Source organism: Streptomyces sp. HUAS TT11 (assembly GCF_051553595.1).
Lineage (GTDB): Bacteria > Actinomycetota > Actinomycetes > Streptomycetales > Streptomycetaceae > Streptomyces.
The window spans coordinates 5,071,470-5,096,330 of record NZ_CP196184.1 but is presented as its reverse complement, the minus strand read 5'-3'; the positions used below and the strand labels follow the sequence as shown (position 1 = coordinate 5,096,330).

Annotated in this window: 22 protein-coding genes; 11 read left to right on the top strand and 11 right to left on the bottom strand. The window is 73.7% G+C overall.

Translation table 11 applies throughout. From position 1 onward, the window contains the following. Nucleotides 1-60: 60 nt before the first annotated feature. The 3 genes from ACSHXN_RS22875 to ACSHXN_RS22865 all read right to left on the bottom strand — a co-directional run bounded on the left by ACSHXN_RS22875 (nucleotide 61) and on the right by ACSHXN_RS22865 (nucleotide 5,250). On the bottom strand, nucleotides 61-849 hold the full coding sequence (locus ACSHXN_RS22875) for a hypothetical protein (protein ID WP_355131986.1): 789 nt from the start codon (nucleotides 847-849) through the stop codon (nucleotides 61-63). A gap of 234 nt (nucleotides 850-1,083) precedes the next feature. Beyond that, nucleotides 1,084-4,203 carry a sacsin N-terminal ATP-binding-like domain-containing protein gene (locus ACSHXN_RS22870; RefSeq protein WP_438303616.1) on the bottom strand — a complete coding sequence of 1,040 codons (3,120 nt, stop codon included), beginning with the start codon at nucleotides 4,201-4,203 and terminating at the stop codon, nucleotides 1,084-1,086. Nucleotides 4,204-4,323: 120 nt separating this feature from the next. Then, nucleotides 4,324-5,250, bottom strand: a complete 927-nt coding sequence (locus ACSHXN_RS22865; protein ID WP_355131988.1) for a DUF3027 domain-containing protein — start codon at nucleotides 5,248-5,250, stop codon at nucleotides 4,324-4,326. A 451-nt stretch (nucleotides 5,251-5,701) separates the two neighbouring features. On the opposite strand from ACSHXN_RS22865, the gene ACSHXN_RS22860 reads away from it, so the two are divergent. The 4 genes from ACSHXN_RS22860 to ACSHXN_RS22845 all read left to right on the top strand — a co-directional run bounded on the left by ACSHXN_RS22860 (nucleotide 5,702) and on the right by ACSHXN_RS22845 (nucleotide 9,251). Continuing rightward, nucleotides 5,702-7,129, top strand: coding sequence for an MFS transporter (locus ACSHXN_RS22860; protein WP_355131989.1), 1,428 nt, complete (start codon nucleotides 5,702-5,704; stop codon nucleotides 7,127-7,129). Between the two features lie 94 nt (nucleotides 7,130-7,223). Further along, nucleotides 7,224-7,691 (top strand): DUF2771 domain-containing protein, encoded by a 468-nt coding sequence (locus tag ACSHXN_RS22855; RefSeq protein WP_355131990.1) that lies wholly within the window; start codon nucleotides 7,224-7,226, stop codon nucleotides 7,689-7,691. Beyond that, entirely contained in the window at nucleotides 7,661-8,413 is a 753-nt protein-coding gene (locus tag ACSHXN_RS22850; RefSeq protein ID WP_355131991.1) for a futalosine hydrolase, read from the top strand. The genes ACSHXN_RS22855 and ACSHXN_RS22850 overlap by 31 nt, the downstream gene beginning before the upstream one ends. After that, on the top strand, nucleotides 8,397-9,251 hold the full coding sequence (locus tag ACSHXN_RS22845; RefSeq protein WP_355131992.1) for a 1,4-dihydroxy-6-naphthoate synthase: 855 nt from the start codon (nucleotides 8,397-8,399) through the stop codon (nucleotides 9,249-9,251). Before ACSHXN_RS22850 ends, ACSHXN_RS22845 begins: the two co-directional genes overlap by 17 nt. 6 nt (nucleotides 9,252-9,257) lie before the next feature. Here ACSHXN_RS22845 and ACSHXN_RS22840 read toward each other — a convergent pair whose 3' ends face one another. After that, the gene (locus ACSHXN_RS22840) at nucleotides 9,258-9,641 is read right to left on the bottom strand and encodes a cold-shock protein (protein WP_059127043.1); all 384 of its coding nucleotides are present in this window, start codon (nucleotides 9,639-9,641) and stop codon (nucleotides 9,258-9,260) included. A gap of 175 nt (nucleotides 9,642-9,816) precedes the next feature. Between ACSHXN_RS22840 and ACSHXN_RS22835 the strand changes: the two genes are divergently transcribed. Continuing rightward, nucleotides 9,817-10,068, top strand: coding sequence for a hypothetical protein (locus ACSHXN_RS22835; protein WP_355131993.1), 252 nt, complete (start codon nucleotides 9,817-9,819; stop codon nucleotides 10,066-10,068). 3 nt (nucleotides 10,069-10,071) lie between these two features. Here the strand turns inward: ACSHXN_RS22835 and ACSHXN_RS22830 are convergent, their stop codons facing one another. Further along, the gene (locus ACSHXN_RS22830; protein WP_355131994.1) at nucleotides 10,072-10,707 is read right to left on the bottom strand and encodes an HAD family hydrolase; all 636 of its coding nucleotides are present in this window, start codon (nucleotides 10,705-10,707) and stop codon (nucleotides 10,072-10,074) included. Between the two features lie 73 nt (nucleotides 10,708-10,780). After that, a complete protein-coding gene (locus ACSHXN_RS22825; RefSeq protein WP_356108528.1) occupies nucleotides 10,781-11,767 on the bottom strand; it encodes a hypothetical protein in 987 nt (328 codons plus the stop codon). 229 nt (nucleotides 11,768-11,996) lie between these two features. On the opposite strand from ACSHXN_RS22825, the gene ACSHXN_RS22820 reads away from it, so the two are divergent. After that, nucleotides 11,997-14,618, top strand: a complete 2,622-nt coding sequence (locus ACSHXN_RS22820; protein ID WP_438303615.1) for a helicase-associated domain-containing protein — start codon at nucleotides 11,997-11,999, stop codon at nucleotides 14,616-14,618. Between the two features lie 67 nt (nucleotides 14,619-14,685). Further along, nucleotides 14,686-16,329, top strand: a complete 1,644-nt coding sequence (locus tag ACSHXN_RS22815; protein ID WP_355131997.1) for a DNA repair helicase XPB — start codon at nucleotides 14,686-14,688, stop codon at nucleotides 16,327-16,329. A 128-nt stretch (nucleotides 16,330-16,457) separates the two neighbouring features. Here ACSHXN_RS22815 and ACSHXN_RS22810 read toward each other — a convergent pair whose 3' ends face one another. Next, a complete protein-coding gene (locus tag ACSHXN_RS22810; RefSeq protein WP_059127037.1) occupies nucleotides 16,458-16,646 on the bottom strand; it encodes a hypothetical protein in 189 nt (62 codons plus the stop codon). Nucleotides 16,647-17,131: 485 nt separating this feature from the next. Here ACSHXN_RS22810 and ACSHXN_RS22805 point away from each other — a divergent pair, with 485 nt between their 5' ends. Continuing rightward, nucleotides 17,132-19,096 carry a HelD family protein gene (locus tag ACSHXN_RS22805; protein WP_438306490.1) on the top strand — a complete coding sequence of 655 codons (1,965 nt, stop codon included), beginning with the start codon at nucleotides 17,132-17,134 and terminating at the stop codon, nucleotides 19,094-19,096. A 747-nt stretch (nucleotides 19,097-19,843) separates the two neighbouring features. On the opposite strand, the gene ACSHXN_RS22800 is transcribed toward ACSHXN_RS22805, so the two are convergent. Then, complete coding sequence (locus tag ACSHXN_RS22800) at nucleotides 19,844-20,533, bottom strand: copper homeostasis protein CutC (protein ID WP_356291304.1); 690 nt, start codon at nucleotides 20,531-20,533, stop codon at nucleotides 19,844-19,846. Nucleotides 20,534-20,639: 106 nt separating this feature from the next. Next, nucleotides 20,640-21,317 carry a maleylpyruvate isomerase family mycothiol-dependent enzyme gene (locus ACSHXN_RS22795; protein WP_355132000.1) on the bottom strand — a complete coding sequence of 226 codons (678 nt, stop codon included), beginning with the start codon at nucleotides 21,315-21,317 and terminating at the stop codon, nucleotides 20,640-20,642. A gap of 46 nt (nucleotides 21,318-21,363) precedes the next feature. On the opposite strand from ACSHXN_RS22795, the gene ACSHXN_RS22790 reads away from it, so the two are divergent. Continuing rightward, nucleotides 21,364-22,008: an HD domain-containing protein gene (locus ACSHXN_RS22790; protein WP_355132001.1), complete on the top strand. Its 645-nt coding sequence runs from the start codon at nucleotides 21,364-21,366 to the stop codon at nucleotides 22,006-22,008. Nucleotides 22,009-22,123: 115 nt separating this feature from the next. After that, entirely contained in the window at nucleotides 22,124-23,191 is a 1,068-nt protein-coding gene (locus ACSHXN_RS22785) for a GNAT family N-acetyltransferase (protein WP_356108536.1), read from the top strand. Here ACSHXN_RS22785 and ACSHXN_RS22780 read toward each other — a convergent pair. Together ACSHXN_RS22780 and ACSHXN_RS22775 are read right to left on the bottom strand one after the other, a co-directional pair. Further along, nucleotides 23,139-23,459: a DUF4031 domain-containing protein gene (locus tag ACSHXN_RS22780; RefSeq protein ID WP_355132003.1), complete on the bottom strand. Its 321-nt coding sequence runs from the start codon at nucleotides 23,457-23,459 to the stop codon at nucleotides 23,139-23,141. The genes ACSHXN_RS22785 and ACSHXN_RS22780 overlap by 53 nt on opposite strands. Further along, on the bottom strand, nucleotides 23,456-23,839 hold the full coding sequence (locus tag ACSHXN_RS22775) for a hypothetical protein (protein WP_355132004.1): 384 nt from the start codon (nucleotides 23,837-23,839) through the stop codon (nucleotides 23,456-23,458). Before ACSHXN_RS22775 ends, ACSHXN_RS22780 begins: the two co-directional genes overlap by 4 nt. A gap of 56 nt (nucleotides 23,840-23,895) precedes the next feature. On the opposite strand from ACSHXN_RS22775, the gene ACSHXN_RS22770 reads away from it, so the two are divergent. Continuing rightward, complete coding sequence (locus ACSHXN_RS22770; RefSeq protein WP_355132005.1) at nucleotides 23,896-24,834, top strand: MurR/RpiR family transcriptional regulator; 939 nt, start codon at nucleotides 23,896-23,898, stop codon at nucleotides 24,832-24,834. Nucleotides 24,835-24,861 lie beyond the last annotated feature (27 nt).

Sequence of the window (24,861 nt, the reverse complement as noted above, 5' to 3'; positions counted from 1 at the left end):
CCGGAGCCACGGTCCCCGCGCCCTGATGGGGCGCGGGGACCGGCAGGCGCTCGTGTCAGATCACTTCACGTCGACGAAGTCACCGGCGGCGCTGACGCCCGCGACGGTCGCGGAGCCCGCGAAGGTGTAGCGGAAGTACCCGTCGGCCGACGCCTTGACCGTGGTCTTCAGGCTGCCCGTCGAGGACGTCCTGATGGTCTTCACCGTCGTGTAGGTGGTGGAGCTCTTCTTGCGGAACTGGAGCTGGACGGACTGGCCCGCGTAGCCCGTGTACTTGCCGGTCTGCCAGTCGGCGCGGGTCAGCTTGCCCGTCACCGTGATGGTCTTGCCCTTCGCCACCGGCTCCGGCGAGGCGTCCACGGTGAGCTTGCCGCCGCGCAGCACCTTGAGGTGCCCGAAGTCGCCCTGCCACGTCGCGTGGTAGTCCTTGTCGACCGCGACGGCGCCGACCGTCCAGGTACCGGCGTCGGAGTTGAGCAGGTCGCCGTCGGCGGGGCGGATGTCGATGGTGGCCTTGCAGTTGAGGACGGTCGAGGACGCGGCGGTGCACGTGCCCGGGTTGTCACCGCCCAGGAGGGCGCTGGGCGCGGTGATCTTGGTGCCGCGGTAGATGACCGGGCCGGACGCGAAGGTGCTCGGGTCGAGGCTCGCGGAGTGCGTCACGGTGTAGGTGGCGGCGACGGAGACCTTGCCGGTGGCGCTGACAGCGATGTTCTTGCCCTTGTTCACCTTGACGTTCGAGAAGGTGACGGCAGGGCCCGCGGTACCGGCGGCGTGGGCGGCCGGCACGGCGAGGGCGGAGAGGGCCAGGGCGCCGGTGAGGGCGGCCACAGTGGCACGAATACGCATTGCGTTCTCCACGAGGAGAAAGGGGCCCCGGGGGGTGCGCTGCGCCGCCCCTGGGGCCCAAGTGACTGGGGAGTCTGTTGACTCGCCGGAACAGATCAACGGGCGAAACGCATGGTTGTGCGAGGCCGGAATCCTTTTTCTCTCCTTTACCGCAGCGCTCGCCCGCCCACCGGGCCGCCCGCCGCGCTGCCCCGGTCACGGACCGGCGGCGCCGGGGCGGGCGGCCCGGGCGGCTCAGTCGAACCAGCGGTCCCGCGCCAGCTCCTCGGTACGGGAGGGGTCCTCCAGCAGGGCGGCGACCTCGAAGCGGCGCGGCCACTGCCCCGCCGCCCAGGCGAGTCCCGCGGCCACGCCCTCCAGGGTGGCGGCGTGCAGCGCACCGTCCGCGGCCAGCCGCCAGTCGATCTCCACCCCGCCGACGACGAGTTCCTCGTGCTCGACGTACGAGGCGGGGGTCGCGGACCCGAGCAGCACCCGTACGGGCTCGGGCACGTCGTGCTCGACGCCCTCCGAGGTGACCTCACCCGTCACCGACTCGCTCAGCCGCCGTACCTGGAACAGCTCGGCGAGATCGGCGGCCCGCCCCGGCCGCACCGGCAGCAGCGGGACGCCCTGGGTGAACGGCAGCAGATCCGGCGAGTCGACCACCACCGCCTCGGCGGCGTCCACGACGGTCACCCGGCCGTCGACGACCGCGCGCAGCTCGTCCGGCAGGGTCACCTGCTCCGGGTCAAGTCCGGCCAAGGCGCCGTACAGAGCGTGCAGTTGGGCTGCCGAGACGTGCCGATCGGGGTCGGCGAGCCGGTCGAGCAGTTCGGCGGCACCGCCGGGTTCGTCGAGCAGGGCGGCCACGGAGGTCCGTACGCCGAGGGCGCGCAGCACCTGCTCGTCCTCGAAGCCGGTCGCGTCGGCCTCGTCGTACAGGCCGCGCAGCAACGGGTCGCCGCCCGTGGCGCGCAGACCGGCGGGGCGCCGCCCGCCGAGCACCGGGTGACCGCGCAGCCACCAGGCGGTGTACGACCGCACGATCTCGTGGGTGCCGTCCGGCAGCAGGATCCGCACGGGCTGGGTGAGCGCGTCCCGCAGCGGGGGCTGCGAGAGCAGGGCCAGGGCCTGCGGCCAGCGGTCGTCGTCGACGAGGTCGAGATCGCGCACGGCGACGACCTCGGTCGCCACCGGGGGCACCGGTGTGTCCGGCAGCCGGTCGAGGACGTCCTCGCACCAGACGTCGACGGCGTCGAGCAGCCCGACGTCATCGGGCTCGGCGAACTCCGAGTCGCGGGGTTCCAGTTCGTCCGGGTCGAGCACCACGTCGGTGGCCCGGACCAGGGTGAAGTTCGCGAGCACCCCGCAGGCGGCCAGCGGCTGTTCGCCCCACTGTTCGGCCATCTCGGCTTCCACGAAGGCGAGTTCGCCCTCACGCATGACGTCCGCGAACTGGCTTCCGGGCAGCACGAGTTCACCGGCGGGAGCGAGTTCGCCGTCCTCGTCGGGCAGTGCCAGAGCGCCGAGCCAGGGTTCCTCACCGGGTTCGAGCCCGGCTTCGCGGACCAGGGCGAGCACGCTGTCGGCCAGTTCCTCGGGCTCCAGGCCCTCCTGGTCCCAGCCCGGGCCCTCGTCGTCGAGGGAGGCGGCGACGGCGGCCCTGACCTGCGGGGTGGTGAGCACGGCGCGCGGGGTCGCCGGAAGGGAGCCCAGCTTCTCCAGAAGGGGGTGGGCCGCGTCCGGGTGGGCGACCTTCAGGCCCAGCCGGGCGAGCACGTCGGGGGCCACAGGCGGCCCGTCCCCGCCGGGCAGCAGGATCTGCCGGGGCCCGACGGTGGTACGTCCGTCGGCCAGCGGCACGGGCAGTCCGGAGAGCCGGTCCGGGTCGACCCCGGCCAGGCTGTCGTACAACCGCCACCACCAGTCGGGCTCCCTCTCGAGCCCCGCGAGCCGGTCGACGGCCTCCGTCAGCGGCACCCGGGCCACGCCCAGCGTGCGCAGTTCGACCCGGCGTTCCAGACCCGCCGGCAGCAGACTGGGCAGGACCTCGGCGAGTACCCGGACCGTGGCCGCACCGGCACCCTCCACGATCTCGGCGTCCCGCGGACGCAGCGCCTCGGGCAGTTCGGAGTCGTCGCCCGCGTCGTTGGCGGGCGGCAGGAACGCGGTGCGCGGCAGCTGCTCGAGGACGGCCTGGCGCAGCGCGCCGTCCAGCTCCCCCTTGCCGAGCGGACCGGGGATCAGGTCGATGACACCGGGCGTCACCGGGCGCCAGGCGGCGAGGAGCTCGGCGTAGGCGTCGGCCGCGCGCTCCACCAGGTACGCGGCCAGCGGACCCGCGGCGGCATGGCGCCGGGTGGTGTCCAGCGGGAACGAGGCGATGAGCAGGGCGGGCACGCCGAGCGCCTCGTCGCTGGGGGTGGGGGCGTGCACGACCGGCGCGGTGCGGGGCTTGGCCGGGGTGCCGTCGGCGTTCACCGGGACGGCCCAGGTGACCGACCAGTGGGGGCGCAGCCGCTCCTCGACCGGGCGGTCGGCGAGGAGGTCCGCGGTGAGGGTGCCGTGCCGGGAGACGGTGCGCCAGCGGGTGGCGCCCCCGAGGGAGTCCTCCACGATCGTGTCGGCGCCGTCGATACGCCGGCGCAGGGTGCGCGGGCCGGCACCGGCGATCTCGACGACGACCTCCTCGAGTCCGGGCAGGGCGAGGAGGAGTGCGTCGTCGACGCCCTGGAGGAGGCGTTCGGCGAGGTCGGCGGCGGCCGTGTCGCGCAGCGGCAGGATGACGACGGTGTCGTACGGGTCGGGGGCCGTGCCCTCGGCGGCGAACGGCAGCCTGAGCAGCGGCACATGGCCGTCGCGGCGGCGGATCTCGTCACCGAGGCGCCGGCTCTGCCCGGCGGCCTCCTCGGCCAGTGCCCGGGCCTCGGCCAGGGACCAGCGGACACCGCCGTGCCGGCCGACGACCGCGGGCTCGTCGCTGACGGCGAGGACGGCTGCGAAGCCGACGCCGAAGCGGCCGACGGTGGACTCGTCGCCGTCGCGCTTGGCGGAGGCCCGCAGGGTGGACAGCGACTCGGCACCGGCGGCGTCCAGGGGGGCGCCGGTGTTGGCCGCGACGAGCACCCCGTCGCGGAGGGTGAGACGGAACCGGCCCGGGACACCGGCCCGCGCCGCCGCGTCGGCGGCGTTCTGCGCGAGCTCGACGACCAGACGATCGCGGTAGCCGCCGAATACCAGGTCCTCCTCGGCGTTGGCGTCCTCGCGGAACCGGGCGGAGCTGGTGGCCCAGGCGTCCAGCACACCGCGCCGCAGGCGCGCCGTCCCAAAGGGGTCCGCGCCCTCGGCCGCCGGCTGCACGAACTTGCTCACGGTTCACTCTCCCTCTCAGCGCGTGCGGGACGAAGGTACCGTGCGCCGTGGGCCCCGCGGACCGCGGAATACGCCGTCGGCCGAGGTGACCGCCGCCCCGGACCCTCCCGGGGCATCGCGTCAGGAGTGACCCAGCTCCGCGGCGGACTCGTCCGACACCGCAGGCACCGAGCCCGAGTCGGGCGACGGCCGCAGCGGGAACGGCTCCACCCTCGTCTCGTCGACCACCGGAGGGGCGGGCCGCGGCGTCTTGGGCATGACCGCCGCCTCCGAGTGCGCTCCGCAGCCGTAGGACAGGGAGACCATGCGGCCGTCCGCCGGGGAGAACTCGTTGGCGCACACGCCGAATGCCTGCCCGAGCGAGCCGCCCACCGGCATCAGGAAGGCGCAGCTGACACAGGTCGCCGGCGCCGCCTGGGCCATGGGGGTCTTCGGTCCGAAGGCGTCCTCCCAGCGGTCGGCCGCCGTGTGCAGTCCGTAGCGGGACAGCACCCGGGCCCGGCCCATGCCCAGTTCCTCGGCCACGGCCGCGATCGATCCACGCATCGGCGCGATCGGCAGGTTCGCCGGGACTCCGCCGGTGACCTCCGCGTCCTCCGCCTCGACCAGCTCCGCCATCTCCCCGGACACCGCGGCGTTCGGCGGCGGCTCCTCCTCGCCGCAGAACCCGGGCTCCAGGCGCAGGTCCTCGGCGTCCGTCGGCAGCAGATCGCCGGGGCCGAGGTCACCGGGGCGCAGTCGCTCGCTCCACGGCACCCACTCCGGGGCCAGCAGCGCGTCGGGGCCGGGCAGCAGGACGGTCTCGTCGAGAGTGACCACCTTGGCGCGCGAGGCCCGGGCCACCGTCACCGCCCAGCGCCAGCCCCGGTACCCGAGCTCCTTGCACTCGAAGAAGTGCGTGACAACACGGTCGCCCTCGGACACCGTCCCGACATGTTCGCCGACCACGCCGGGCGCGGCCGTCTCCTCGGCGGCGGCGCGGGCGAGGTCGACCGCCTCGGCGCACAGGCGGTCGGGGGTGCGGCTTCGCGTTGTCGCTGCGCTCACGGGTATCGCTTCTCTCCTACGCCGTCTCACGGGTGCGCCCTTCCTCGGCTGCGGGTGCGGACGGAGCGGACCAGCGGGCCGCGTCGACGTCCGCGCCCGATCGCGCTCGGGCACACCTACACCACCCATTCTGCGGGATGGATGAGAGGCGCGCGGCCGAGAACGATCGCCACGGCGCGCTACGCACGCTACCTTCTCCCGGCCGCTGCGCCCACACCGAGTCGCCGGGCATTCCCGGAGCGCGGTACTCCGCACACCGGCCGAAGGCCCCGCAGCGACGGCTTCCGGCCCTCGAACACGGTGGGCCCGTTCCGTGTCCCGGACCGTCCGGCCCGCGCGCGCCGCGCCGCCCGGTCCCCCACCCCGCCGCCCGCACCCCCGCAGGACGCCACTCGGTCACGTACGCGCGGTAACCGCACTACCCCCGCCGTTCTCGGGGCACTATGACGGGGTGGCAGCCGCGAGGTCGTCCCAGGGAACCGCCGGGGTCAACGGGGTCAAGGGACGTGGTCGAAGTGGCGGTTCGGGCCGGTTCGGCGGGTCCGTCCGCGCGGTCGGCCGTGCCCTCCACCTGCCGGTGACCGGCGCCGCCCGCGGCATCCGCAAGGCCACCCACGCGCACGGTGCGGGCGAGTCCGGGCTCGGCAAGCTGATCGAACTGCATGCCGTGAACGGCGCGGGCGATGTGATGATCACCGTCGCCCTGGCCTCCACCGTCTTCTTCTCCGTGCCGACCGACGAGGCCCGGGGACGCGTCGCGCTCTACCTCGCCATCACCATGGCCCCGTTCACGGTCCTGGCCCCGGTGATCGGCCCGCTCCTGGACCGTCTCCCGCACGGGCGCCGGGCCGCGATGGCGGCCGCGATGCTCGCCCGCGCCCTGCTCGCGCTGATCATCTCGGGCGCGGTCGCGGCCGGCGGACTCGAGCTGTATCCGGCCGCGCTCGGTGTGCTCGTCGCGTCCAAGGCCTACGGCGTCGTCCGCAGTGCGGTGGTGCCACGGCTGCTGCCGCCCCGCTTCTCCCTGGTGAAGGCCAACTCCCGGGTCACCCTCGGCGGCCTCCTCGCCACCGGCGTGGCGGCGCCGATCGGCGCCGGGCTGCAGACCGTGGGCCCGGGCTGGCCGCTGTACGGCGCCTTCGTGATCTTCATCGCGGGCACGTTCCTGTCGTTCTCGCTGCCGCCGAAGGTCGACTCCGCCAAGGGCGAGGACGTCGCGCTGCTCGCCGCCGACGCCGAGCACCTGCGCGGCCCGCGCCGCAGCAGCACCGGGCGCCGCCCCGGGCTGCGCACGGTCGGCCCCGCCGTCACCCACGCCCTGGGGGCCAATGCCGCCCTGCGCTGCCTGTCCGGGTTCCTGATCTTCTTCCTGGCCTTCCTGCTGCGCGAACACCCGCTCGCGGGTGAGAGCGCGGCGGTGTCCCTGGGCATCGTCGGCGTCGCGGCGGGCGCGGGGAACGCACTGGGCACGGCCGTCGGCGCCTGGCTGAAATCCCGCGCTCCCGAAGTGATCATCGTGACGGTCGTCGCGATGGCGCTGGGCGCGGCGATCACCGCGGCGATCTTCTTCGGCGCGTTCCTGGTCGCGTCCCTCGCGGCGGTCGCCGGGTTCGCCCAGGCACTGGCCAAGCTGTCGCTGGACGCGCTGATCCAGCGGGACGTGCCGGAACTGGTCCGCACCTCCGCGTTCGCGCGCTCCGAGACCCTGCTGCAGGTCGCGTGGGTGCTGGGCGGGGCGGTCGGTATCGCGCTGCCGCTGAACGGGGTGCTCGGGCTCGTGGTGGGCGCCGCGATCGTCGCCCTGGGCTGGCTGGCGACCGTCCGGGGCCTGCTCGCCTCGGCCCGCCGCGGCGGCGCCGCGAAACCGCGGGTGGCCTGACCGGCGGGGCGTGCGGCACCTGATCGCACGAGTGCGCGGCACGTCGCACACCCCACGTGGGGAGTGTGCCGGACGTGCCCGATAGCCTTCGGCCATGACCGCACTGCGTTCCCGCCGCGCCGTAGCCGCCCTCGGCGCCGTCTCCGCCGGACTCCTCCTGCTGTCCGCCTGCAGCAAGCCGTCGCCGCTGGCCACCGTCACGGTCGGTACGGACTCGGTGAGCACCGAGACCGACTGCTACAACGACGGCAAGGCGATCACCTCCGCGCAGGCGGCGCCGTGCCTCGACCAGAAGTCCAAGGACATCAAGTCGATCAAGGTCGACCCCGACGACACGGTCCGCTTCGGTGTCGACCCGAGCATCGCGGACCAGGGCTGGACGATCCTGATGAACGGTCAGCCGCTGACCGAGTCCAGCAAGAAGACCTACCGCACGATCCCGGGCAGCGTGTTCTTCAACGCGCAGTACGGCGCGAGCGGCAACTCCACCCTCGTCTCCATCAAGGAGGGCGAGAGCAAGGTGACGGGTCTGTGGTCCTTCAAGCTCGAGAAGGCTTCCTGATCACGTCCCGCGCACATGTCCTGATCGCCACCGCGGTCCCGGCCGAACGGGACGCGGTGGCCGGTGCGTTCGCCGGACCGGCCGTGGAGGTCCCGCTGCCCGGGGTGACCCTGTACCGCACCGGCGCCCTGGACCTCGTCGCGGCCGGCGTGGGTCCCGCACTCGCCGCCTCCTCCACCGCCTGCGCGCTCACCGCCGCCGCCCTGCGGGGCGCTCCCTACGGCCTCGTGGTCTGCGCGGGTGTCGCAGGGGGTTTCGCGCCACACGCGCCCGTCGGCTCGCTCGTCGTCGCCGACGACATCGTCGCCGCCGATCTCGGGGCCGAGACCCCGAACGGATTCCTGCCCGTCACCGAACTCGGCTTCGGCACCTCCGGTCACCGGCCACCGGAATCACTCGTACGAGACCTCGCCGCCGCCACCGGTGCGCTCACGGGTGGCGTGCTCACGGTCTCGACCGTGACGGGAAGCGCCGCACGCGCCACGGAGCTGCGCGCCCGTCACCCGCATGCGCTCGCCGAGGCCATGGAGGGGTTCGGCGTCGCCGAGGCGGCCGCCGCGCACGGCACGCCCGTCGTGGAGATCCGCGCCGTCTCCAATCCCGTCGGCCCGCGCGACCGCGCCGCCTGGCGCATCGGCGACGCCCTCTCGGCCCTCACCGAGGGTTTCGGGAAGATCGCGCCCGTACTGGAGAGTTGGAATCAGCATGACCGCAACCCATGAGCCCCTCCGGATCGCCTACTCGCCCTGCCCGAACGACACCTTCGTCTTCGACGCCTGGGCGCACGGCCGGGTACCGGGTGCCCCCGGCCTCGACGTCACCTTCGCCGACATCGACATCACCAACGGCATGGCCGAGCGCGGCGAGTTCGACGTCCTGAAAGTGTCGTACGCCGTCCTGCCGTACGTCCTCGACGAGTACGCCCTGCTGCCGTGCGGAGGCGCGCTGGGGCGCGGCTGCGGCCCGCTGGTGCTGACCCGGGAGCCGGGAACCGACCTCACCGGGCGGACGGTCGCCGTGCCGAGCGAGAAGTCGACGGCGTATCTGCTCTTCCGGCTCTGGGCCGCGGACACCGTGCCCGGTGGGGTCGGGGAGATCGTGGTCATGCCGTTCCACGAGATCATGCCGGCGGTGCGGGACGGCAAGGTCGACGCGGGACTCGTCATCCACGAGGCGCGGTTCACGTTCCAGAACTACGGGCTGCACAAGCTCGCCGACATGGGCGAGCACTGGGAGGACACCACCGGGCTGCCCATCCCGCTGGGCGCGATCATCGCCAAGCGCTCGCTGGGCGCGGCCACGCTGAAGCTGCTCGCCGACTCCGCCCGTACGTCCGTGCGCACGGCCTGGGACGACCCCGAGGCGTCGCGCGCGTATGTCATGGAGCACGCGCAGGAGATGGACCCCGCGGTGGCGGACCAGCACATCGGCCTGTACGTCAACGAGTTCACGGCCGACCTGGGCGAGGACGGTTACGCGGCGGTCCGCGGACTGCTCACGCGTGCGGCGGCCGAGGGGCTCGTACCGCCCCTCGGCCCGGACGCGCTCGTCTTCCCCTGACCGGGGTCAGACGTCCAGTTGGTCGGCGACCGCGCGCAGCAGACCCGCGATCTTCTTGCCGGAGGCCTTCTCGGGGTAGCGGCCCTTCTCGAGCATCGGTGTGATGTTCTCCAGAAGGGTGGTCAGATCCTGGACGATGGAGGCCAGTTCGTCCGGCTTCTTGCGCTGCGCGGCGGCGACCGACGGAGCCGGCTCCAGGAGGCTGACCGACAGCGCCTGGTCGCCGCGCTGACCCGCGACGACACCGAACTCCACGCGCTGTCCCGGCTTCAGGGAATCGACTCCGGCGGGAAGTACCGAGGAATGGACGAAGACGTCGCCGCCGTCGTCGCGGGAGAGAAAGCCGAAGCCCTTCTCGCTGTTGAACCACTTGACCTTGCCGGTAGGCACGTCTGTCCTCGTCCTCGTACTCGTCGGAAACTGCGTCTGCAAAGTGTTTCGGGAAACTGCTCTGGATAGCACTGCAGCGGGCCGCCTGGACCCGCCGGAACCAAGGCTAATGGTCCGGGGGCCGGTGACAAGACGTCGCCGAGTTGTTCCTCGCGCTGGGAACTACCCTGGTCCGGTGCGTGACAAAACCCAAGCGAATTCCACCGCTGCCGGGGACCGGCTGATCCGTGCCGGTGCCATCGTCTTCTTCGTCGGCGCTGTGGCCACACTGGTCACCGTGGCCCCGCTGCTGCTCGGGACGAAACCTTTCCCGACGTACATGTTCGGCATGAGCATGCTGATGGCCGTGGGCTTCCTGGTGGCCGGGGCGGGAGTGCTCCGGTCGATCGCGGAGGGCCGCAGGCGGGCGCGCGGGATCCGGTCCTAGGACCTACCTCGGCAGGCTCTCGCCCGCACCGGAGTAGGAGCTCAGCCAGGCGGGGAACTCGGTGAGATCGGTGAGGACCACATCGGCGCCCGCGGCCCGCAGTTCGTCGGCGGTGCAGGGGCCGGTCGCCACGGCGACGGAGAACGCGTCGGCGCCGCGGGCACCGCGGACGTCCCCGATGTGGTCGCCGACGTAGACGGCGGCGCCGTGTTCGATCAGCGCCTGGGCCTTGCGCTCCGCCCACAGGTCGCCGATGACCGCGTCGGGCTCGATGCCCAGGTGCTCCAGGTGCAGCTTGGCGTTGGGCTCGTACTTGGCGGTCACCACGATCGCGCGCCCGCCTGCCGCCCGCACGGCCTCGATCGCCGAACGGGCCCCGGCCATGGCGGGCGTCGCGGCGATCGCGACACCGGGGTACATCCCGCGGTAGAGGTCGGCGGTGGCGGCGATCCGCTCCGCGGGGAACCAGTTGACCAGTTCGTCCTCCAGCGGCGGACCGAGCCGGGTGATGGCGAGATCGGCGTCGATGTACGTCCCGGTGCGCGCGGAGAGCTCCTGGTAGCAGGCGCGGATACCGGGCCGGGAGTCGATCAGCGTCATGTCGAGGTCGAAGCCGACGGTCAGGGCGCGAGAGGTCATATGGGCGATTGTCCCAGGTGGCGTCGGCCGGGAGACAAGGGGCCACCCGCGCCGCGCGGTACCGCCGGGTCGCTCACCTGGCCCGCTGTGCCCGCCAGAACAGGTACAGGGCGGAGGCGAGGGCCGCACCCCGGACCACCCAGGGCCAGGTCTGGGCGACCGCGTCGGTCATATGGCCCGCGGCGACGGGTGCGCCCCAGCGGCCGCTCGTGCGGCCCCACAGCCAGACGATTCCGGCGACCGCCGCCAGGCCGGGCAGACCCATGACCGCCCACTTGGACTCGGCGGGGCTCAGCCTGCGGGACGCCCAGGCGATGAGCCAGCCGAGGCCGAGGGCGATCCAGTTGCCGAGCACGGCGCCCGCGATCAGGAGCACGGCGGCCAGGAGCAGCAGAGGATTGCGCCGCCCGGTGAGCCGGAACAGCCGGCGGGGCGGTGCGGCGGCCCGCTCCTCGGCGGCGGGAGCCGCCTCCACCGCGGGCTCGGGGTCCTTCGGCACCTCCGGCTTCGGTGGGGTGCCCGGCGGCGGTTTCAGCAGCTCGGGGATCTCCACGCCGCCGACGAACCCGGGGACGCTGTCACCGAGTCCGAACCCGGCACCGGCCCCGCCCTCCACCCGCCACCAGTCGGGCCGGGTGGCGCTGTCGCCGAGTTCGTGCGCGCCGGCCAGGTGGGGAGGGGACGCGGCACTGCCGGAGGAGTCCTCGGGACGGGGCTCGGCGGGGCGGGGGCGGGGCACCACGCGCCGCAGGCCCTTGGGGCGCTCTTCGACGTCGCGCGCCCGCTGCACGGGGACGGCGGCCGGACGGCTCGCGGAGCCGGCGTCCGCGGCGCCCTCCGACGCGGCGGCGACCACCTCGTCGGGCGTACCGAGGCGGTCGAGGATGCGGCGGACCGCGGCCGGGCTGTCCACCGGGGACTTCGCCCGCCGGCGGTCGATCTCGTTGCGCAGCTCGGAGACGAGCCGCATACGTGCGACCGACGGCAGCTGACGCTGCTGGGCCAGGTCTCCGACCCGGCTCAGGTAGTCGAAGACCAGCTGGTCGCTCTCGATCCCCACGAATCCCCTCCGCGGTGGGCCGCTTTGAGACGTACCGTATCCCCCGCGAACCGTCCCCGGGGGATCCGCCCCCGGACCTTGTATCGGTCCGGCCGGCCCCGCCCTGGAGCTCCTCGCGCCCGGCTTCGCCCGGGCGGAGGGATCCCCGCGACGTCCCGGTCGCACCCCGACCGGGCTGAACGGTGTGCACCTCCGCACCACCGCGACAACACCCGCTACCGTGGACCGGATGACCCCCGAGGAGCGCTCACGCAAGGAATCGCCGGGCGCGGGCAGCGGCGCCGCCGCACCGCGCTCACTGGCCGAGTCCCTGCGCGCGCGGGACGACGTCTCCCTGTCCGCCCTCCTCCGCGCCCGCCCGGACCTCATCACCCCGGTCCCCACCGACCTCACCCAGCTCGCCACCCGCGCCGCCACCCGGGCGAGCGTCGTCCGCGCGCTCGAGCGCCTCGACCGGTTCGCCCTGCAGACCGCGGAGGCCCTGGCCGTCGCCGGGGACCCTGCCACCTACGACGAACTCCTCGGCCTGATGGCCGGTGACGACGGGCCGCAGGCCGATCCCCTGGTCGCCGAGGCCCTGCCCCGCTCCCTCACCACGCTGCGCGACCAGGCCCTCGTCTGGGGCGCCGACGACCGGCTGCGGCTCGTCCGTACGGCCCGGGAACTGCTCGCCCCGTCCCCGCAGCACCCCTCGCCCACGGGCCTCGGCCCCACGGTCGCGGAGGCCGCGGGCGGCATGTCCCCGGGGCGGATCCAGGAGATCCTGGCCGCGGCCGGACTGCCCACCACGCACGACGCCGTGTCCGCCATGACCGCCCTCTCCGAGCTCTTCGGCGACCGCACCCGGATGGCCGCGCTCCTCGAGAAGGCTCCGGCCGAGTCCCTCGAGGTGCTCTCCCGGCTGGTGTGGGGTCCGCCCTACGGGCAGGTCACCCCCAACCCCGCGCCGCGCCTGCGCTGGCTCCTGGACCGCGGCCTGCTGCTGCCCTCCCCCAAGCTCTCGGCCGGACTCGACCAGGGCAGACCTCCCTCCCCGGGCACGGTCGTCCTGCCCCGTGAAGCGGCCCTGCATCTGCGGTCCGGTCGCGCGCACCACCACACGGAGCCACTGCCCCCCGTCGTGGAGGCGGCCGCCACCCACTCCGCGCAGATGGTGGACGCGACCGCGGCCGGTCAGGCCTACACCGCGCTCGCGACCGTCGAGGAACTCCTGAAGGACTGGGACGAGGGCGGCCCGTCGGTGCTGCGCGCGGGCGGCCTGAGCGTACGGGACCTGAAGCGGACCGCCGTGGCACTCGACGTGTCCGAGCCCGTGGCCGCCTTCTGGGTCGAACTCTGCTACGCGGCGGGCCTGTTGGCGTCCGACGGCGAGGCGGACGAGCGCTACGCGGCGACCCCCGCGTACGACGAGTGGACGGAGCTGCCCCCCGCCGGACGCTGGACCCGGCTGACCACCGCCTGGCTGACCGCGACCCGCACCGCGGGGCTCGTCGGCGGCCGGGACGCGAAGGACCGTGCGCTCTCCGCGCTCGGCCCCGGCCTGGACCGCTCGGCCGCGCCCGAGGTCCGCCACCGCGTCCTGACGCTGCTGGCCACTCTCCCCGAGGGCGTCTCCGCCACGCAGGAATCCGTACTGGCCCGGCTCCGCTGGGAGCGCCCGTTGCGGGGCGACCGGCCCGCGGCCGACGACCTGCGCACCCGGCTCGCCCAGTGGACGCTGTCCGAGGCGGAACAGCTGGGCGTCACGGGCCGCGGCGCCCTGTCCGCGCACGGCCGCGCCCTGCTCGGCGAGCGCCCGGACCGCACCCCGCCCTCCGAGCCGACCGGTCCGGGCGACAAGCTGCCCGTCCACCGGCACCACCACCGCCCCGCCCCGCACGAGCCCCTCACGGCCGCCGAACGGACGGCGGCCGCCGCCCGCGCCGCTCGTCTGCTCGCGCCCCTGCTCCCCGAACCCCTGGACCACGTCCTGCTCCAGGCGGACCTGACGGCGGTGGCGCCCGGCCCGCTCCAGCGGCCCCTCGCCGACATGCTGGACGTGCTCGCGGACGTCGAGTCCAAGGGCGGCGCGACGGTCTACCGCTTCACACCGGCCTCCGTGCGCCGCGCGCTCGACGCGGGCCGTACGGCTTCCGATCTGCACGCCTTTCTCGCCGCCCACGCACGCACCCCCGTCCCGCAGCCGCTCGCCTACCTGATCGACGACGTGGCCCGCCGGCACGGGCACCTTCGGGTCGGCGCCGCCTCCGCGTACCTGCGCTGCGACGACGACGCCCTGCTGAGCGAGATCCTCGCCGACAGGCGCTCGGCCGGCCTGCGCCTGCGCCGGCTGGCCCCGACGGTCCTGGCCGCCCAGTCCGATCCGGCGGTGCTTCTGGAGGGCCTGCGCGCGATGGGCTTCGCCCCGGCGGCCGAGTCCGCGGAGGGCGACGTCCTGATCACTCGGGCCCATGCCCACCGCACCCCGCACCGCACCCCGCCCGAGCCGGTCCCGGACGGCCCCCCGGCCCCCGACGCCACGCTGCTGACCGCGGCCCTCCGCGCCGTACGCGCGGGCGACCTGGCCTCCACGGCGCCGCGCAAGTCGACGGGAGCCCCCGCCACGGGCGGCGATCTGCCCCGCACGACCTCGGCCGAGACCCTCGCCACCATGCAGGCCGCCGTCCTCACCGGCGAGTCCCTGTGGATCGGCTACGTCAACGCCGAGGGCACTGCCAGCCAGCGGGTCATCGCTCCCATCCGCGTGGAGGGCGGCTTCGTCACGGCGTACGACCACACGGCCGACGAAGTACGCACCTATCCGTTGCACAGGGTCACCGGGGTGGCCGAGCTGGCGGACGACCAGCTGTGATCACCCCCGTATGAGGCACACTGGACGTTTGGCCGCACGATCAGGCCACATGGAAAGGGTGCCGCGCGTGAATGGTCCGCTCATCGTTCAGTCCGACAAGACCCTGCTTCTTGAAGTCGATCACGAGCAGGCCGACGACTGCCGTCGCGCCATCGCTCCGTTCGCCGAGCTGGAGCGCGCTCCCGAGCACATCCACACCTACCGGGTGACCCCGCTCGGACTGTGGAACGCGCGGGCCGCCGGTCACGACGCCGAGCAGGTCGTCGACGCCCTGGTGCAGTACAGCCGGTATCCGGTGCCGCACGCGCTGCTCGTCGACATCGCCGAGACCATGGACCGCTACGGGCGGCTGACCCTCAGCAAGCACCCCGCGCACGGCCTGGTCCTGACCAGCACCGACCGGCCGGTGCTCGAGGAGGTGCTCCGGTCCAAGCGGATCGCCCCGCTGGTCGGTGCGCGGATCGACCCGGACACGGTCGCCGTCCATCCCTCCGAGCGCGGGCAGATCAAGCAGGTGCTGCTCAAGCTGGGCTGGCCGGCCGAGGATCTCGCGGGCTACGTGGACGGCGAGGCGCACCCGATCGAACTGCGCGAGGACGGCTGGGCGCTGCGGCCCTACCAGAAGCAGGCCGTGGAGAACTTCTGGCACGGCGGCAGCGGTGTCGTGGTGCTGCCCTGCGGCGCCGGCAAGACGCTCGTCGGCGCCGGTTCGATGGCCCAGGCCAAGTCCACCACCCTGATCCTGGTCACCAACACCGTCTCCGCCCGGCAGTGGAAGCACGAGCTGGTGAAGCGGACCACGCTCACCGAGGACGAGATCGGCGAGTACTCCGGCACGCGCAAGGAGATCCGCCCGGTCACCATCGCCACCTACCAGGTACTCACCACCAAGCGGAAGGGCGTCTATCCGCACCTGGAGCTGTTCGACTCCCGCGACTGGGGCCTCATCGTCTACGACGAGGTGCATCTGCTGCCCGCGCCCGTCTTCAAGTTCACGGCGGACCTTCAGGCACGGCGGCGGCTCGGGCTGACGGCGACGCTGGTACGCGAGGACGGCCGCGAATCGGATGTGTTCTCCCTCATCGGCCCCAAGCGTTTCGACGCGCCGTGGAAGGAGATCGAGGCCCAGGGGTACATCGCGCCCGCCGACTGCGTGGAGGTGCGGGTCAACCTCACCGACGCGGAGCGGCTCGCCTACGCCACCGCCGAGACGGAGGAGAAGTACCGGTTCTGCGCGACCACCGACACCAAGCGGAGGGTGACCGAGGCCCTGGTGCGGCGCTTCGCCGGGCAGCAGATCCTCGTCATCGGGCAGTACATCGACCAGCTGGACGAGCTGGGTGAGCACCTGGGCGCGCCCGTCATCAAGGGCGAGACCACCAACGCCCAGCGCGAGAAGCTCTTCGGCGCCTTCCGCGAGGGCGAGATCAGCGTGCTCGTCGTCTCCAAGGTGGCCAACTTCTCCATCGACCTGCCGGAGGCGACCGTCGCCATCCAGGTGTCGGGCACGTTCGGGTCCCGGCAGGAGGAGGCCCAGCGGCTGGGACGGGTACTGCGCCCCAAGGCCGACGGCCATCAGGCCCACTTCTACTCGGTCGTCGCGCGCGACACCATCGACCAGGACTTCGCCGCCCACCGCCAGCGCTTTCTGGCGGAGCAGGGGTACGCCTACCGGATCATGGACGCCGACGAGCTGCTGGCCGAGAGCTGAGTCACCGGCGGGGGCAGGCGCGGAAGGGGTCCGCGCGGTCGCGGTCCGTCGCGGGGCCGACCGGGCCCGCGCACCCGGGCGGTGCCGCCGCCCGGCTGTGGGGATGCGGGCGCCCGGCGGGACGCCCGTCAGCGGCGGCTGCGGACCCCGGACTCCTCGCCGTACTCACCGAGGAGGACCACGTCGATCGTGGCGCCCACGAACACCTTGACGGCACGCAGGGCGTTACCGAGGCGATGGCGACGGTGGTCCCCGTCGAGGGCGGTCGCGCCGGGCGGAGGGCCGTGCCGGGCGGGTGTGAAGCTTGCTGCGCTCATGTCTCCATGGTGGAACCGCATGCCCCGAACGGCGTCGGACCAAGGGCGTAACCTTCCGCGCCTCCCCGTACCCCTCCGGTCGCTCCCGTGTCGTACTCCGGAGGGACGCCGTCCCTTAGGGCACGGGGGTCGCCACCCCCGAGACGCCGGAAAATCAGTTGGCCACCACATCCACCCGTCACCTAGAATCCCCTCTCTTGCCCGCCTCCCTTCACGGAGAGCCGCCGTCCGGACGGAAACCGGTCGGCACGACCGCCACCAGTCATCGCGAGGAGCCGCCCGGCGCGCGCACGCGCCCCGATCGGCCCGCCTCCCCTGTCTTCCCGGCACCGCGCGAACAGGGGAGCCCACCGCCCCGGAGGCACCTTTCCGTGTCCAGCCCGTCAGCACCGTCCGCCCCCGATCCTCTCTCCGACCGGTCCGCGCCCGACCCGCTCACCCGCGAGCGCTCCCACCTCACGCGGTCCCGGGCCGCGCTGCGCACGATGCGCGAGGACGTGGAGAACCTCGACATCAGCGACGTCACCGCGAACTGGGTCAACGCCGAGGTCCTCGCCCGTCAGATCGACGAGCGCATCAAGGCCCTCGCCGACCTCAGCCACACCCCGCTGTTCTTCGGCCGCCTCGACTACCTCCACGCGCCCGGCGCCGACCGGGCCGAGGGTGCGGACGGCGAGCGCTTCTACATCGGACGGCGGCATGTGCACGACGCCGACGGCGACCCGATGGTCATCGACTGGCGCGCCCCCGTCTCCCAGCCGTTCTACCGGGCCTCGAAGAAGGACCCGATGGACGTGGCCCTGCGGCGGCGCTTCGGGTACACCGGCGGGGATCTCACCGCGTACGAGGACGAGCACCTCTCCGACCCCGCCGAGGCCGCCGCCACCAGCAAACTGCTCCAGCAGGAGATCGAGCGCCCGCGTGTCGGTCCGATGCGCGACATCGTGGCCACCATCCAGCCCGAGCAGGACGAGATCGTGCGGTCCGGGCTGTCGGGGACCGTCTGCGTGCAGGGGGGTCCCGGCACCGGGAAGACGGCCGTCGGCCTGCACCGGGTCGCGTTCCTCCTCTATGCGCACCGCGAGCGGCTCGCCCGCACCGGCACCCTGGTCATCGGGCCGAACGCGTCCTTCCTGCACTACATCGAGCAGGTGCTGCCGGCGCTCGGTGAGCTCGCGGTGAAGCAGGCGACCGTCGACGACCTCGTCGCGCACGTCGAGGTGCGCGGCACGGACACCGCGGCCGCCGCCGTGATCAAGGGCGACGCGCGTATGGCGGAGGTGCTCCGGCGGGCGGTGCGCTCGCACGTGACGATGCCCACCGAGCCCGTCATGGTGGTGCGCGGCTCCCGGCGCTGGCGGGTGCCGGCGTACGAACTCGAGGAGATCGTCCGCGAGTTGCTCCAGCGGGACATCCGCTACGGCGCCGCCCGCGAGGCCCTGCCGCAGCGGATCGCGCACGCCGTGCTCGTCCAGATGGAGCGGTCCGGGGAGGCCCCGGACGACCGTGTGCAGGACGCCGTCGCCCGCAACAGCGCCGTGAAGGCGGCGGTCAAGGCGGTCTGGCCGCCGGTCGACCCGGCGAAGCTGGTGCTGCGTCTGCTCGCCGACGCGGACTTCCTCGCCGCGCATGCGGAGGGGATCCTCGACCAGGAGGAGCAGAAGGAGATCCTCTGGGCGAAGCCCGCGCGGTCCGTGAAGTCCGCCAAGTGGTCGCCCGCGGACGCGGTTCTCATCGACGAGGTCACCGACCTGGTCCAGCGCACCCATTCGCTCGGGCACGTGGTCCTGGACGAGGCCCAGGACCTGTCCCCGATGCAGTACCGGGCGGTCGGCCGGCGCTGCACGACCGGTTCGGCGACCGTGCTCGGCGACCTGGCGCAGGGCACGACCCCCTGGGCGACGCGGAGTTGGCAGGAGGCGCTCGCGCACCTCGGCAAGTCGGACGCGATGGTCGAGGAGCTGACGGCCGGGTTCCGCGTGCCGACGGACGTGATCACGTACGCCTCCCGGCTGCTGCCGCACATCGCGCCGGGCCTGACCCCGGTGGCGTCGGTGCGGGAGAACCCGGGCTTCTTCCAGGTGCGTGCGATCAGCGCGTCCGAGGAAGTGGTCGCCGCCTGCGCGGAGTTGCTGCGCAACGAGGGCTCGACCGGTCTGATCGCGGCGGACGCCCGGATCCCGGTGCTCGCCGAGGCGCTCACCGCGGCGGGCATCGGCCATCTGGGCCCCGGCGAGGAGACGACCCACGAGACCCGGCTGACCCTGGTCCCGGCGTCACTCGCCAAGGGTCTCGAGTACGACTACGTGGTCCTCGACGAGCCGCAGGCGGTCGTCGACGGCGAACCGGACGAACGGACGGGTCTGCGCCGCCTGTATGTCGCGCTCACACGTGCGGTCTCGGGCCTGATCGTCACCCACGCGGCCCCGCTGCCGCCCCAGTTGGGCTGAGACGACCGGGGCCGCCGCGGCGCGGCCCCCGGCACGCCCGGGTTCGCCGGGCGGCCGTCGAGAGCCCACCGGCCCACGGCAGCCGCCCGACGAAGCACGGCCCACGCGCCGAAACGCCACCACCCCCGGCCGGACGTCGTCGGCCGTACGCCCTACCCGAACGCCTGGCGCACGCGAAGAACGGCCCGCGCCGAAGCGCCACGACACCGGCCAGGCGTCCACACCCGGCCGCCGGCCGCCAGACAAAGAACCGTCCACGCCGAGCCGGCACCCATCCCGACGACACCGGCCAGAAGAACGGCCCGCGCCGAAGCGCCACCGCCCCCGGCCGGACGTCCACGACCGCGCGCCACACCCGTCCGCCGACCGACCGGCAAAGAACCGTCCACGCCAAGGCGCCATCACCCCCGGCGACGCCAACCAGGCGTCCACAACCGGGCGCCACACCCGCACACCGACCGACCGACGAAGAACGGCTCCCGCCGAAGCGCCACCGCCCCCGGCCGAACGCCCACGACCGCGCGCCACACCCGCCCGCCGACCGACCGACGATGAACGGCCCGCGCCGAAGCGCCACCGCCCCCGGCCGAACGGCCACGACCACGCCCGAACGGCAACCGACCGGCAAAGAACGTCCACGCCAAGGAGCTGCCAACCCCGGCGGCGCCGACCAGGCGTCCACACCCGCCCGCCGGCCGCCCGGGAAAGGACGGTCCGCGCCGGCACCCAGCCCGGCCGCCGCGCCGGCTAGGCGTCGACGGCTGTGCGCCACACTCGTACGGCCTCCGGCGAGACCGGCGCGGTCCAGCCGTGCGGGCGGGCCGCCCCGCCGATGTGGAAGGCGTCGACGCCGACCGCGCGCAGCCGCGGCACATGCTCGAGGCGCAGGCCGCCGCCGACGAGGAGCCGCTGTGTGTAGCCGGGCTCCCCGTGCCGTGCGGCCTCGGCGATCAGGGTGGGCAGTCCGTCGTCCACCCCGTCGGGCGAGCCCGCCGTGAGGTAGGTGTCCAGGCCCGGAAGCTCGGCGAGCTGCTTGCGCAGGGCGTCGCGGTCAGTGGCACGGTCGATCGCGCGGTGGAACGTCCAGCGGCAGCCGTCCAGCTCCGTGACCAGCCGCTCCACGGCGCCGAGGTCCGGCCCGCCGTCCTCGCCGAGGAAACCGAACACGAACTCGTCGGCCCCGGCCGCGCGCAGCTCGCCCGCGGTACGGACGAGCGCCTCGACGTCACCGGCCGCGAACCCGTCGCGCAGGCGGAGCATCACGCGCAGGGAGATGCCGACGGCGGCGCGGATCCCGGCGAAGGTCTCCACCGCCGGGGTGAGACCGTCGGCGGCGATGTCGGTGACCAACTCGAGGCGGTCCGCGCCTCCGGCCTGGGCGGCGAGCGCGTCCTCGACCCCGAGGGCGATCACCTCCAGGACTGCACGCGTGCTCATAGGACCCCTTTCCTTGGTGTTCCCCTGGAGCGACTACAGGTCTAGTCCAATCCAAAGGGTACGACGGCGGGGCGCCCGCGCGCGAGAAGATCACTCCGGGGACGGCTCAGCGGAAGAGGTTCAACTCCTTCTCCGCCACCCCCACCAGCTCGTACGGCGCGCCCGTCGGCGGGCGGCCCGCGTAGAGCCGCACCAGCGTGGCGGAGCCGCCGAGGAACCGGGCCGGCGGCCGCTCGCCGTTCCTGTCGCCCAGGCGCAGCGGTTCGTCGACGTCGTCCAGGTCCGCGTGCAGCGGGACGTGCTTGCGCTCGCGGCAGACACGGGCCAGCAGGGTCAGCGCGTCGGGCAGTCCGTCGCCGCCGTACGCTCCCGGCTCCCCGAACGCGTCCCGGACGTCCCCGGCGTGCACCCACTCACCGAGCGCGATCATGTCGAGCGGGCCGCCCGACTCGGCGATCACCGCCCCCGCCTCGGTCATCCCGCGCTCCAGCTCGTCCACGACCCGGGCGTTCGTCCACCCGGCCCGTTCGGCGATGTCCCGCTCGTTCGCCTCGGGACTGAACACGTCCTTCTCGAAGCGGTTCTCCACCACGCGCATCAGAGCCGCCGAGCAGTGTGCGAGCACATGCCGCACCGACCAGCCCGGACATGCGGCGGCCGGCAGCGCGAAGTCGGTGTCGGGCCGGCCCCGCAGCAGCGGGATCAGGGTGTCGCGCTCGACGGCCAGCAGCCGCCCGGGCAGTTCGGGGTCCCGTACGTCGTCGTGCAGGTCTGCAGTCGTCATGGGAGCCACGCTAGGGGCCGGCCCTCCGGCACGGGAGAATGCGCGCATGACCGACCTCGACGCGTTGCGCTCCCGCTGGCAGCGCACCCTGCTCGCGGCCCGGGAGGGCAGTGGCCACCCCGATCCCCGCCTGTACGCCGACGACCTGCTGCGCCGCTGGTCGGAGCCCCAGCGTCGCTACCACACGGCCGAGCATCTGACGGCGGTCCTCGACCACGTCGACGTCCTCGAGGAGTACGCGGACGATCCGGACGCGGTGCGGCTCGCGGCCTGGTTCCACGACGCGGTCTACCTGCCCGACCGCTCGACGAACGAGGAGCGCTCCGCGCGCCTGGCCGAGCGGGCCCTGCCCGAGGCGGGGGTGCCGCAGCGCACGACGGCCGAGGTCGCCCGTCTGGTGCGCCTGACCGTCGGCCACGCCACGGAGCCCGGCGACGCCAACGGCGCCGTGCTGTGCGACGCCGACCTGGCGATCCTGGCGGCCGCCCCGCACACGTACGCCGCGTACACGGCCGCGGTCCGTCAGGAGTACGGCTTCGTCCCCGACGAGGCGTTCCGCGAGGGCCGGGCGGCCGTGCTGCGCGGGCTCCTGGAGCTGCCCCGGTTGTTCCGTACGCCCTACGGGCAGCGGGAGTGGGAGGCGACGGCCCGCTGGAACATCGGGGCCGAACTGGAACTCCTCGACGCCTGATCCGGGTCCGTCGCACGTCCGGGCCGCGCCGTCGCGCCACCGGCCGGGGACCGGCCCTCGAGCCGCCGCGAAATCCGGTGGGGCGGGATGCACCCACCGGCCTATCCTCGCCCGCATGCGGAGCATGGGCGGGGAACGGGTGAGGGAAGCCGTCGCGGGTGCCGTGGGGGCCTTGCGGGCAGGCGTGGACCAGGACTGGAGCGAGGTCGGGGCGGGGCGCCTGGAGTGGAGCTGCCGCCGCACGGCCGAGCATGTGGCGGGCGATCTCATCGCCTACGCGGGGCAGCTGACGGGACGCGCGCAGGACGCGTACGTGCCCTTCGAGATCACTCTCGAGGACGGCGCCGACAACGAGGGGGCCCTGCACGTGATCGAGACGGCGGGGGCGCTGCTCGCCGCCGCCGTCGCCACCACGCCCCGCGAGGTGCGCGCCTTCCACCCGTACCCCTTCCGCAGCGCGGACCGCGAGGGGTTCGCGGCGATGGGCGTCGCCGAGGTCCTGCTGCACACGCACGACATGGCGCAGGGCCTCGGCCTCGCGTACGAGCCCCCTGCCGAGTTGTGCGAGGACGTCCTGACCCGGATCTTCCCCCATGTGCGACCCGGCCCCGGCCCGTGGCGCACCCTGCTGTGGGCCACGGGCCGCGGCGATCTGCCGGGGCGTGCCCCGGTGACCCGGTGGCACTGGAGCAACAACCCGGTGATCCCCACCGAACGGCTCACTCTCCAGGGGGTCACCCCGGCGGCCGCCATCGATCTGCGCACGGGCGGCGCAGGCGGCTACGAGTGGATCGACGGCGGCCCCTACGAGGGCACCCGCGAAGCCGCCGGGATGCTCGTGAAGGCCTACGAGGCGGGCGTGCTGCGGCCGGAGTGGGGCGTCTTCGTCCTGGTGCGGTCCGAGGACGGCAGGGCGGTCGGGGGCATGGGCTTCCACGGTGCCCCCGACGCGGACGGACGCGTGGAGGTCGGCTACGACCTGGTGGAGGGTGCCCGGGGCAACGGCTATGCGACCGAGGCGCTGCGCGCACTCGCCGCCCGGACGCTGGCCGGGGACGGCGCGAGGGAACTCGTCGCGACCGTCGACAGGACGAACATCCCCTCGCAGGGCGTCGTCACACGGTCCGGATTCACCCGGGTGGGTGAGGATCAGGGGATGTACGCCTACGCGCTGAGGCGCTGACCCCGAGGGGCCGCTGCTTGCGTCGGCGCAGTCCGCAGGCGTGCAGCAGCCGCACCACCTCACGGCTGCGGACCTCCACCGCTCCGGCCAGGACCGCGTCGGCGTACCGGTGGGAGGGCAGGTCGTAGTGGTCGCGCTCGAAGGCGCGGCGCGGCACGTCCAGCTTCTCGGCGAAGGCGTGCAGTTCGTCGTACGAGACGTCGCTGATCAGATGCGACCACATACGGCCGTGGCCGGGCCAGGACGGCGGGTCGATGTAGATCGTCACGAGGACGGCTTCCCGCCCGTGGCCCACCCGAGCGCCCCCACCGCGGCGACCTTCACGCCGGCCTTGTGGCACACCCAGTGCGGGTCCGGCCCGAGCTCCGGCTCGACGTCCAGGGCGTGCGGGTCACCGGAGCCGCAGACGGGGCACAGCGGCCAGCGTCCGTACCGCTCCAGCAGGGCGTCCTGGACGTCCTGCGCCACCAGTCCCGCCACGTAGGCCGCGCCGTCGGGCCACTGCTCGACCCACCAGCGCCGCTGGGTGACGGAGTCCTCGACCAGCGAGACGACGTCCGCCTCGGCGACCTCACCCGCGACCAGGTCGGCCAGTACGAGGGCGCGTGCGGCGTGCAGCGTCTGCTCCAGGGGACTGATGGGATCCATGCCCCTATTGTGCGCACTCTTGACCTGGCCTCCGAATGGAAAATATCTTTCAGGGTGTGACCCAGGATGTGAAGGAAATTTTCGCGGGGTCGACGCGCCTGGCCGCTCCGCCCGCCCCCGCCGCGCTCGCGGCCAAGGTGCGGACCCTCGCACCCTCCATGACCCGGTCCATGCAGCGCGTCGCGGAGGCCGTCGCCGGTGACCCGGCCGGATGCGCGGCGCTCACGGTCACCGGGCTCGCCGAGCTTACCGGCACCAGCGAGGCCACCGTGGTGCGCACGGCCCGCCTCCTCGGCTATCCCGGCTACCGCGATCTGCGGCTCGCCCTCGCGGGCCTCGCCGCCCAGCAGCAGTCCGGCCGCGCCCCCGCCGTCACCGCCGACATCGCGGTCGACGACCCCATCGCGGACGTCGTCGCCAAGCTCGCCTACGACGAGCAGCAGACCCTCGCCGACACGGCGGCCGGGCTCGACACAGTGCAGCTCGGCGCGGCCGTCGCCGCGCTCGCCACCGCACGGCGCATCGACGTGTACGGCATCGGGGCGTCCGGCCTCGTCGCCCAGGACCTGGTCCAGAAGCTGCTGCGGATAGGGCTCATAGCCCATGCGCACAGCGACCCCCACCTCGCCGTCACCAACGCCGTGCAGTTGCGCGCCAAGGACGTGGCCATCGCGATCACGCACTCCGGCTCCACCGGCGACGTCATCGAACCGCTGCGGGTGGCCTTCGAGCACGGCGCGACGACCGTCGCGGTCACCGGCCGCCCCGACGGACCCGTGACGCAGTACGCCGACCACATCCTCACGACCTCCACGGCGCGCGAGAGCGAACTGCGGCCGGCTGCGATGTCCTCCCGCACGAGCCAGCTCCTCGTCGTGGACTGCCTGTTCGTCGGCATCGCGCAGCGCACCTACGAGACCGCGGCACCCGCTCTGTCCGCCTCGTACGAGGCCCTGGCGCACCGGCACAGCCCACGGGGCGGAACAAAGCGATAGCGCCGCCCGTCTTCCTTCCAGAGCTGC

Excerpts from the sequence above, each read along its gene's own strand:
- ACSHXN_RS22875 (WP_355131986.1), bottom strand. The coding sequence starts at position 849 with ATGCGTATTCGTGCCACTGTGGCCGCCCTCACCGGCGCCCTGGCCCTC.
- ACSHXN_RS22855 (WP_355131990.1), top strand. The coding sequence starts at position 7,224 with ATGACCGCACTGCGTTCCCGCCGCGCCGTAGCCGCCCTCGGCGCCGTC.
- ACSHXN_RS22845 (WP_355131992.1), top strand. The coding sequence starts at position 8,397 with ATGACCGCAACCCATGAGCCCCTCCGGATCGCCTACTCGCCCTGCCCG.
- ACSHXN_RS22830 (WP_355131994.1), bottom strand. The coding sequence starts at position 10,707 with ATGACCTCTCGCGCCCTGACCGTCGGCTTCGACCTCGACATGACGCTG.
- ACSHXN_RS22820 (WP_438303615.1), top strand. The coding sequence starts at position 11,997 with ATGACCCCCGAGGAGCGCTCACGCAAGGAATCGCCGGGCGCGGGCAGC.
- ACSHXN_RS22810 (WP_059127037.1), bottom strand. The coding sequence starts at position 16,646 with ATGAGCGCAGCAAGCTTCACACCCGCCCGGCACGGCCCTCCGCCCGGC.
- ACSHXN_RS22805 (WP_438306490.1), top strand. The coding sequence starts at position 17,132 with ATGCGCGAGGACGTGGAGAACCTCGACATCAGCGACGTCACCGCGAAC.
- ACSHXN_RS22800 (WP_356291304.1), bottom strand. The coding sequence starts at position 20,533 with ATGAGCACGCGTGCAGTCCTGGAGGTGATCGCCCTCGGGGTCGAGGAC.
- ACSHXN_RS22795 (WP_355132000.1), bottom strand. The coding sequence starts at position 21,317 with ATGACGACTGCAGACCTGCACGACGACGTACGGGACCCCGAACTGCCC.
- ACSHXN_RS22790 (WP_355132001.1), top strand. The coding sequence starts at position 21,364 with ATGACCGACCTCGACGCGTTGCGCTCCCGCTGGCAGCGCACCCTGCTC.
- ACSHXN_RS22785 (WP_356108536.1), top strand. The coding sequence starts at position 22,124 with ATGCGGAGCATGGGCGGGGAACGGGTGAGGGAAGCCGTCGCGGGTGCC.
- ACSHXN_RS22775 (WP_355132004.1), bottom strand. The coding sequence starts at position 23,839 with ATGGATCCCATCAGTCCCCTGGAGCAGACGCTGCACGCCGCACGCGCC.